This window comes from Spirulina sp. 06S082, assembly GCF_034932145.1.
Taxonomy (GTDB): domain Bacteria; phylum Cyanobacteriota; class Cyanobacteriia; order Cyanobacteriales; family Spirulinaceae; genus CCY15215.
The window spans coordinates 20,050-28,786 of sequence record NZ_JAYGHV010000393.1; the positions used below are offsets into that span (position 1 = coordinate 20,050).

General features: G+C 43.8%; 7 protein-coding genes. 4 read left to right on the forward strand and 3 right to left on the reverse strand.

What is annotated here, in order from left to right:
- Nucleotides 1–13: 13 nt before the first annotated feature.
- The 3 genes from VB714_RS23355 to VB714_RS23365 all read left to right on the forward strand — a co-directional run bounded on the left by VB714_RS23355 (nucleotide 14) and on the right by VB714_RS23365 (nucleotide 5,848).
- On the forward strand, nucleotides 14–3,706 hold the full coding sequence (locus VB714_RS23355) for a DUF4347 domain-containing protein (RefSeq protein WP_323227221.1): 3,693 nt from the start codon (nucleotides 14–16) through the stop codon (nucleotides 3,704–3,706).
- A 136-nt stretch (nucleotides 3,707–3,842) separates the two neighbouring features.
- Complete coding sequence (locus VB714_RS23360) at nucleotides 3,843–4,421, forward strand: hypothetical protein (RefSeq protein ID WP_323227222.1); 579 nt, start codon at nucleotides 3,843–3,845, stop codon at nucleotides 4,419–4,421.
- Between the two features lie 62 nt (nucleotides 4,422–4,483).
- Nucleotides 4,484–5,848, forward strand: a complete 1,365-nt coding sequence (locus VB714_RS23365) for a HAMP domain-containing sensor histidine kinase (RefSeq protein WP_323227223.1) — start codon at nucleotides 4,484–4,486, stop codon at nucleotides 5,846–5,848.
- Here VB714_RS23365 and VB714_RS23370 read toward each other — a convergent pair.
- From VB714_RS23370 to VB714_RS23380, 3 genes are all read right to left on the reverse strand, one after another.
- A complete protein-coding gene (locus VB714_RS23370) occupies nucleotides 5,845–6,129 on the reverse strand; it encodes a hypothetical protein (protein WP_323227225.1) in 285 nt (94 codons plus the stop codon). The genes VB714_RS23365 and VB714_RS23370 overlap by 4 nt on opposite strands.
- A 102-nt stretch (nucleotides 6,130–6,231) precedes the next feature.
- Nucleotides 6,232–6,357 (reverse strand): hypothetical protein, encoded by a 126-nt coding sequence (locus VB714_RS23375; protein ID WP_323227226.1) that lies wholly within the window; start codon nucleotides 6,355–6,357, stop codon nucleotides 6,232–6,234.
- Between the two features lie 3 nt (nucleotides 6,358–6,360).
- Nucleotides 6,361–7,599 (reverse strand): GNAT family N-acetyltransferase, encoded by a 1,239-nt coding sequence (locus tag VB714_RS23380; RefSeq protein WP_323227227.1) that lies wholly within the window; start codon nucleotides 7,597–7,599, stop codon nucleotides 6,361–6,363.
- Between the two features lie 240 nt (nucleotides 7,600–7,839).
- Here VB714_RS23380 and cruF point away from each other — a divergent pair.
- The coding region (gene cruF / locus VB714_RS23385) for a gamma-carotene 1'-hydroxylase CruF (protein ID WP_416309775.1) at nucleotides 7,840–8,737 on the forward strand (898 nt) is incomplete at its 3' end.

Genomic DNA, 8,737 nt, shown 5'->3' on the forward strand with positions numbered 1-8,737 from the left:
AGCGAGAACAAAAATGAATTATTCCAATCAGGTTTCTAGCATCTCCCAAGAAAATATTTTAACACCTCAAGGACGGGGAATGCTCGTCATTATCGATCCCAGTATCGCGGATTTCCAGCATTTAGCAACTGGAGTTATTGCCGGTGCAACAGTCCTGCAACTCGATCCTAACCGAGATGGAGTCCTTCAGATCGGCGATTATTTGCGGCAAAACCAAGGTTTTACCAGTCTGCACCTCATTTGTCACGGCTCCCCAGGCAGCCTCTATCTCGGCAGTACAAAACTCAGTCTCGCTAATTTAGAACAATATGTTCCCATTCTGCAACAATGGGGAACCGGAAGAGAAGGCGATCGCGACATCCTCCTCTACGGTTGTCAAGTTGCCAAGACTGCACAAGGACGCGAATTTGTCAAGGCTTTAAGTACAATTACCTCCGCTAAAATTGCTGCATCCTTGAACTTAACCGGAAATGCTGCCCTAGAAGGAAATTGGCAGTTAGACTATCAAACCGGGGAAATTAAGTCCGATTTAGCCTTTGAACCCGAGGTGATGGCAACTTATCCCGCCGTTTTAATCAATATTGCTAATGGAGATGTTCAAGGGCTAATTGACGCGATTAATGCCGCTAATGAAGGAGGCGATTCTACCATTAATCTAGCCTCGAACGGTACTTATGAACTGCTCAGTCACACCGGTCCATTTAATACTCCCTCAGACGGCCCCGATCTCAATCGCGGTTGGAGTGGCTTGCCTGCTATTCTGACAAAAATTATAATTAATGGCAATGATTCCATCATTCGTAGCAGTTCTAGCGCTTCAGAAGCATTTCGCCTCATCTATGTTGACGGAACAACATCACAATCAAAGTCTACAATGGGAGATTTAACCTTAAATGATATCACTCTTGAGAATGGAAATGCCAATTTAGAGATTGTTGGCGGTGTCGCAACTGTTGGGGGTGACGATGGCGGTGCTATTTTTAACGATCGCGGCAAAGTTACCATTAACAACAGTACGATTCGCAATAACGAAGCATTGGATGAAGGAGGCGCGATCGCTAACTTCAACGGAGAAGTTACCATTAATGGCAGCACGATTAATGGGAATAAATCTTTAGGTACAACAGCCGATGGTGGAGTTGTTGAAAATGATGGCGCTAACGCTAAGTTAATTATTAATAGCAGCACCCTAAGTGGCAATCAAGGCGACCAAGGGGGAGCCATTCGCAACCGCAATGGCGGCACTGTTGAGGTGAATAATAGTACCCTAACACAAAATACTGGCATTAGCGGGGGTGGCGGTATTTTTAATGATAGCAGTGGCGGCTCGTTTACAGTTAAAAATTCAATTATTGCAGGCAATACCGGAGGCGGATCTGGTCCCGATGTTGTGGGGGCAATTACAGGAAATAGCAATAATCTCATCGGGAATACCTCTGGTACTTCGGGATCGATCGGCACAGGAAGCGATATTGTTGACAATCGCGCGATCGACCAAATTCTCAACACGACTTTGGCCGCCAATGGCTTACTTGAGCGAGATCCCTTTACCCATGCTTTAGTAACAGGCAGTCCGGCGATCGATGCAGGAAACGGATTTAATCTCGATCAGCGCGGTGCCGTGGCGATCGGAGTCCCCGATATTGGTGCTTATGAAATAGGCGCTCAAAGCAGTAGTGAGGTTCGAGATTCTGGTAGTATAGTTATTCCAGACGATACGGGAAGCATTGATTTTGGAGCCACATCTCAAGGAACAACACTCCAACGAACCTTTACCATTGCGAGTACAGGAACGCTATCTCTAAGTTTGGGTAGTTTGACCTTACCCACGGGTTTTAGCCTCGTAGGAGGCTTCCCCAATAGCATTGCAGCAACTAACGATCCCAATACCCCCCAAACACAAACCTTTACTGTCCAACTAGATGCCTCTAGCGCGGGGACATTTACAGGAGACCTTTCTTTCCAAACCAACGATACTAATAATAATCCTTATAACTTTGCTCTCACAGGAACAGTCACGAAACCTCTTATCATTCAGGTTTTGGATGGTAATGGTAATTTGATTACTGATGATACGGGAAGTTTTGATTTTGGGACGACGAATAAAGATACTGCCGTCGAGTTTACATTTAAACTCAGTAATCCTCGCACAGAGGCAGTCACTTTGAGTAATTTGACTTTACCCGATGGTTTCAAATTAGTCGGGAGTTTTCCGACGACAATTGCGGGGACAAGCGATCCGAACAATCCCACAGAGGCAACATTTACGATACAGTTAGATGCGACAACATTGGGAAGTTATCAAGGGGATATCTCTTTTCAAACCAACGATACTGAGATTAACAATCCTTATAATTTTAATATTAAAGGAACAGTTTTCGATCCCAATGTCAAATTACAAGTTTTTAGCACCGATCGAACTTTTATTCCCGATGATACAGGCATATTTCAATTTGGGGGAACAACAAAAGATAATCCTGTTGCGATCGCCTTTACCCTACGCAATATTAGTAGCGATACGATAAGCCTAAGCGATTTCATGCTTCCCAATGGGTTTAGTTTGATGGGAGATTTTCCTGCAACGATCGCCCCGAATAGCGATATCACTTTTACCGTTAAATTAGACGCTTTAGCGCAGGGAGACTACACAGGAGAACTTTCTTTCCTAACTAGCGATACAAGTTTGACAGATAGCATCTATAACTTTAGTTTGGGTGGCAATGTTAGCCAAATAACAATTCCAGATACCCCCGGTACAGATTCCCCAGGTACAGATTCCCCTGGTTCCATATTCTCCGATCGCCTACAAGTAAATAGTAGTCTCAAACGCTTTACAACAGGCAGTCAAGGAGGAGGAAATCTCAAATTTCAACTCTCTGACGATGCCAGCGATCGCATTACACAAATCAGTATTGTGTATCAAAATGCCAATGGCGATCGCACCCTAACAGACGTTCTTTTTACCGCCCTTCCCTCGCGTTTTCGCCCCAATGGATTTAATGCCAGCCGACAAACCTTTATTCTCGAAAAAATCCCCAGCAATCAAAACTTTGCGATCGAACTCCAAACCATTGATGGTGAAATTCTCACCCAAGAAGTTAGCTTTACAGAAGTTGCCACTGGGCGTTTTCAAGTTAAATTTACAGAAGGAATTTCTGTGTTTCTCGAACAAACTAATGAAGGCACTCCCCTCGGAGTCGGCAGTATTCAAAAGCAAGGCAAAGAACTTCTCGATCTGCGAAGTATTTCCGGATTTGTTAGTAGTAGTTTCAAAGTTTATCGAGAAGCTAACTTTAGCAACACCGTCGGCTTCTTTTTAGCCAGCGATGAAAATGGAACAGTAAATGGTTTAGCACCAGGAGATGCGGGATATGCAGCAGCAGCCATTAATAACCGACTGACAGATATTGAACTCTCGGTTTTCAATCAAGGAATTGGTGAATTCTCTCATGGATTTGCAGCAGGTTCGTTATTAGTTCCCTTTATGATTATGAATGGAACACCGGATCAATTCTTACTTGAGAATAATACCAACAATATTAACAATGATATCATCGCCTATTTCCCCTTCTTAGGCGCAAATCCCGATAAAGTCGATCACATTCGCTTATTGGCAAATAACACTTTTGGCTTTGAAGATTTAGTAAATGGGGGCGATAATGACTTTAACGATCTGATTGTTGAGGTTAATATTACTCAGGTCTAAAAAATCATCAAGATTGGGCGAAAAATATTTGCTCAATCTTTACATTTTTGTCTTTTTCCTAAAACACCTTGACCAACTGAAAAATCCCCCTTAAACTACAAATTAAGCCCTACAATAAACTTCAGGAGTTGAAAAAATGATTCAAATAGTTGGTACAATTCTACTAATTGCCTTACTGTCTTTAACAGCAGTTTCTCAAGATGTTATTAAGGTCGGGAATTTTGGACCAAATGATGTTTTTCAATTATTAACGGTTATTGGTTTTGTGGCTGCACTACAACATAGTGCAGTTGAGGTAATTATGTCAACTTGGCGAGATCCAATACAAGAAAAATACAAAGCTGACATGGAGCGATTAGATGCCGAACTCGCAGTCGAAGATGAAACTCCCGAAGAGCGCAAACAGTGGATTTTAGAGCGAAAAGACATTGAGATTAAAATTAAAGAGTTTAAAACTGTAACGAGAAAACTTGCCTTGTGGATTACTCTCCTTTCTGGAGTGTTTGTGAGTGTTGTCGGGATTCGCATTTTGGGAAACTTAATCGATCCCAGTCAACTCAAAGAAATGTCCAAATATCAATCCTTGGGTTTTAATATTATGGATGTATTTTTAACAGGTGCGTTAATTTCTGGAGGTACAGAAGGAGTTTATCAAATTGTGCAAGTTTTTAGTAGTTTCTTGAATAAGACAACCGAAAAAGTTAAAGCGAATTAAAATGAGAGAGAAGAGGGAATATAAGTTGTATTTTCTCTTCTTTTTTCCTAGTCTCTCTGCTCATGTTCCTTGCCACCCGTCGCCGCCTCGCTGTTTGGTATGCTACTGTTACAGCTATCCTGTTATTAGTCTTTGCGACAGGGTTTTATGTTTATGTGCGGAATACCCTCATCGATCGCGTCGATGACACCCTCAAACACGTTACCGAGGTGGTAGAACGATCGCTAGTCATTCAGCATCAACCTGCAGCCAATGGGGGCGATCGCGTTGATATTGCCGCCAGTTTCCGCAATAATACACCAACGAGAGCAGAGGATCGCATCGATCTCGAATGGTTCGATCCTGAAGGACAATTACTCTGGTCAACCTTTAGCAGACCCCCTCAAATTCCGTTGCAACTATCGGGAAGCGGAATTACGGTGCATCTTTCACCAACCTATCTTTTGCGACAAGTGACGAAACGGATCGAACAAGGCCGTTATGTTTTGGGATACTTGCGAGTGAGTCATCCTTGGTTTGAGGTGACTAAACCCAGTCGTAAGTTAATTTATGATTTAATTTGGGGAACGAGTTTAACGGTTGCTTCCGTTGCGGCTATTGGTTGGCTACTGTCGGGACTGGCGATCGAACCGATTAAAGAATCTTATCAAAGTCTCGAACAATTTACCGCCGATGCCTCCCACGAGTTGCGAAATCCGATTGCAACGATTCAAACTAATGTACAAATGGCTTTGGAATATCCCGACAGCGATCCCAAGGTACAGCAGAGACAGTTGCAAATTGTAGAACGGTTAACGCAACGATTGGGAAAATTAGTCAACGATCTGCTTTTTTTAACCCGATCCGATCGCGGAATTGCTCAAAGTCAATTGCAAAGTTTGCCGTTAGATGCACTGTTGATCGAAGCAATTGAAGAGCAGCGTTTTGTGGCGGAACGAGAAGATATTCTTTTATTTTTACACATTATCGAACCAGAAAAACGACACAATTTACAAACAGAAGAAGAATTATTTAATGTGGAGGGAGATTGGGATAGTTTAGCGCGATTATTTACCAACTTAATGAGTAATGCGATTGAATATTCTCGAGGCGATCGCACGACAAAGACAGGAGATAAAGCCAAGATCGAAATTGAGTTACAACGGGTTAAAAAAGATCGCCGTCATGAATGGTTGCAAGTGAGAGTAAAAGATACAGGTATTGGTATTCCTGAGAAAGATTTACCTCATCTTTTCGATCGCTTTTACCGAGTCGATCCCTCCCGATCCCGCGATCGCACTCTTTCGCAACCGACAGGATCGGGTTTGGGTTTAGCCATTGCTAAGGCGATCGTCGAAAATCATTCCGGACAGATTAAAGTTGAAAGTCAATTAAATTTTGGGACAACATTTACAGTTCTTTTACCCGTCGCTAAAGGTGAATCTTAGTTAAGGGGTGTGGGGGGTGAACAATCTTCCTGCCATTCAGGTACTCTAGCCTCAGAATCTTGTAAAGTGACGAGGCGATCGCGATAGTCTTGCAAACGAGAAGCCGATTGAGGTGAAATGGTACTCATGCGATCGATAACTTCAATAGCCTCTCCCCAATTTTGATGACAAACTGCATTGCTTAATTCTGCCTTCAAGTCTTGTCCTAGACTCGGCAATGCCATCCAGTTTAAACTAACAAAAATAATGAAGCCAACAAGGTTTAATACTTTGCCTTTCACGCTGTTTACCCTCTCTTTCTGCTCGTCTCAACCTCCATTCTAACTCGTCATTCAGAGAAGACAAGCGCAAAATAAATTTCAATAGGATGCGATCGCTGCACCTCACAGAACTCTCAATAAATCCTCTTTCCTCACTTTTCGTTCAACCTTCGCCTCGGCAACAATCCCATCACGAGAAGTCACCGTTATTCGTCCCCGTCCGCCAATCTCTGCAAATACCGTTCCCAAATTTTAAGAAGTCGCTTCAGGAGGATTGTGCTTATTGTTCTCTTGAGAATGAGATTCCGAGGGTTTAACTCGAAATGACTTTAACCAGTGAATGCGGCTGGGAACTGGTGTACGTGCAGGCTTAAGTCCTTGTAACATATCAGAAAGTTGTAAGCCTTCCCGACGAGTTTCTCGTAACTTATGCCAGACCGATCGCGACATTAACAGAGTATGTTCCTGACGTTCTGCGCCCAATTTTTCCAGATATTCTTCTCTTTCCGGCTGATAATCTGCCGAAACCACCTCCAGCGATCGCACTTTTTTCTCCTTAATCAAACCCGCCATCTGAGCAAACAATTCTGGATACAACCAAGTATAAGCAGGATGAACCGTAATTTTTAATTTGTGAGCTTTGTCTTCCTGAAAAGACTCAAGTTTAAAATAGCCGATCGCCGCTTTGCGCTGAGGCTCAAATACATAAGCACTTGCGACTTCTGTTTGCTTGACCAAACGCTCGAATTTTGCCGCCGTGGAGCGAAGTAAAGGGGTTTTAAAGTCCTGGATATGGCGATCGAACACTTGTCGCAACAAGGGCGGCATAGATACGGTATCCAATTGATAGAGTAACTGTGCTTCAGCATTGCTGACGGGTAGCAAATTGGGAAGGGAGGGTTTGTGCTGGGCGAGTTCCAGGACAATTTCCGAGGTAATGTCCCAATAGGTCATTTGTGCGAGAGGTTGAAAGCCATTTTGACGATAAAGGGCAAGGGTGTCGCGATCGCTAACATTGACCTCTAGCAGCCAAGTTCGCGCTTCCCAGATCGTCTCAAAACAGTGCCGCAGCAACTGCGAGCCAATATCTTTGAGATTTAAGGCTTCTTGGGGCTGTGCTGCCTGAAAATCAATGAGAACAGTCTGAACCTGCCAAGTGCTGCGAGTGCGGTTAAAAGGGGAAACGCAAATCAGCCCGCAAATTTTTTCTTGTTGTTCGGCAACATACAAATGAAAAGGGTGTGGGTTAGAATTCGGCAAGAGACGAGCCAGTTTGAGCAGCCCATACCACTGTTGAAACTGCTCTAATTTGTCCTGTAAAGCCTCTATTTCGCTGGCTCGTTCCTGAGTCCAAGATTTGGCCGCGAGTTCTTGCACGGCCTCATAATCGCGCAGTTGTAGGGAACGAATGATGATAGTGCGATCTGGGGGAGAAGATGAATTCATAAATCTGGCTCGACTTGGCGAGGAAATAGAGGGATTGTCGTTCATTTAACCGATTCCCTCTATTCTACCCCTTACCATTGACAAATTTGCTCGTACCATTTTCTTTCTATCTCCCTCAATTTCAGTTACAAAACTTTAAACAATTTGTTTAGAGATGTAAACTAGACGATCGGTGCGTAGTGAAAAAAATTGCCAAAATATTCTCATCCTGCGCGATCGCCTTGGAAAGAGGGAAATTTTTCCGAGGATGCCAATTACCACCAATATTTAAGAGGGCTGGAATTCATGAAAAAACTGGTTATAGTCGAGCGATCGTTCCTGATCGGTCATATTGCGTCAATGGTTTTTGGTTTGGCTGGCTTGTTATTGGTTCTCCCCAATGCTGAATTTATTGCCAGTCTTCCCCCTATTGGTCAGACGGCTTTTGGCTGGTCGATGGCGGGAGGAGGAGTGGCTTATATGGTGCTAGGAATCGCCGCCGTAGCGATTTACGCTTATCGCGTTTTTGGGGCTAAACCTTGGCTGACTTTTATGGTATCGGCGATCGCCATTTCCTTAAGCAGCGAACTCCTGGGAACGAGTACGGGGTTTCCTTTTGGTCACTATCACTATCTCAGTGGTTTGGGCTATAAAATTGGCGGTTTAGTGCCGTTTACAATTCCTCTGTCTTGGTTTTATTTGGGTTTTGTCGCTTATCTACTGGCGCGATCGGGCTTAGAACAATTGAATATTTCTAAGGGACTGCGTTTGGGAGGGGCGATCGTCTTTGGCTCCATTCTCCTGACCTCTTGGGATTTTGTTTTAGACCCAGCCATGAGTCAAACCAGCGTTCCTTTTTGGATTTGGGATCAGCCGGGGGGCTTTTTTGGAATGCCCTATCAAAACTTTTTCGGTTGGCTGGGAACGGGGATTGTCTTTATGACGGTGGCTACTCTATTTTGGGAGAAAACCCCTCTCTCTCTGTCGCGATCGCAACTGATTTTCCCGCTAATTGTTTATCTTGCCAATTTAGGTTTTGCCTTGGTTATGAGTGTAGGGGGGGGTTTTTGGATTCCCGCCTCTCTCGGGATTGTAGTGGGGGCTATTCCCGCGATCGTCTTCTTCTCGATGGCAAAATCCCAAGCACAAATTGCAGGAGAATGGCAAAACCAACAACAGTTCATCGTCAATGAGGTAAAGACAA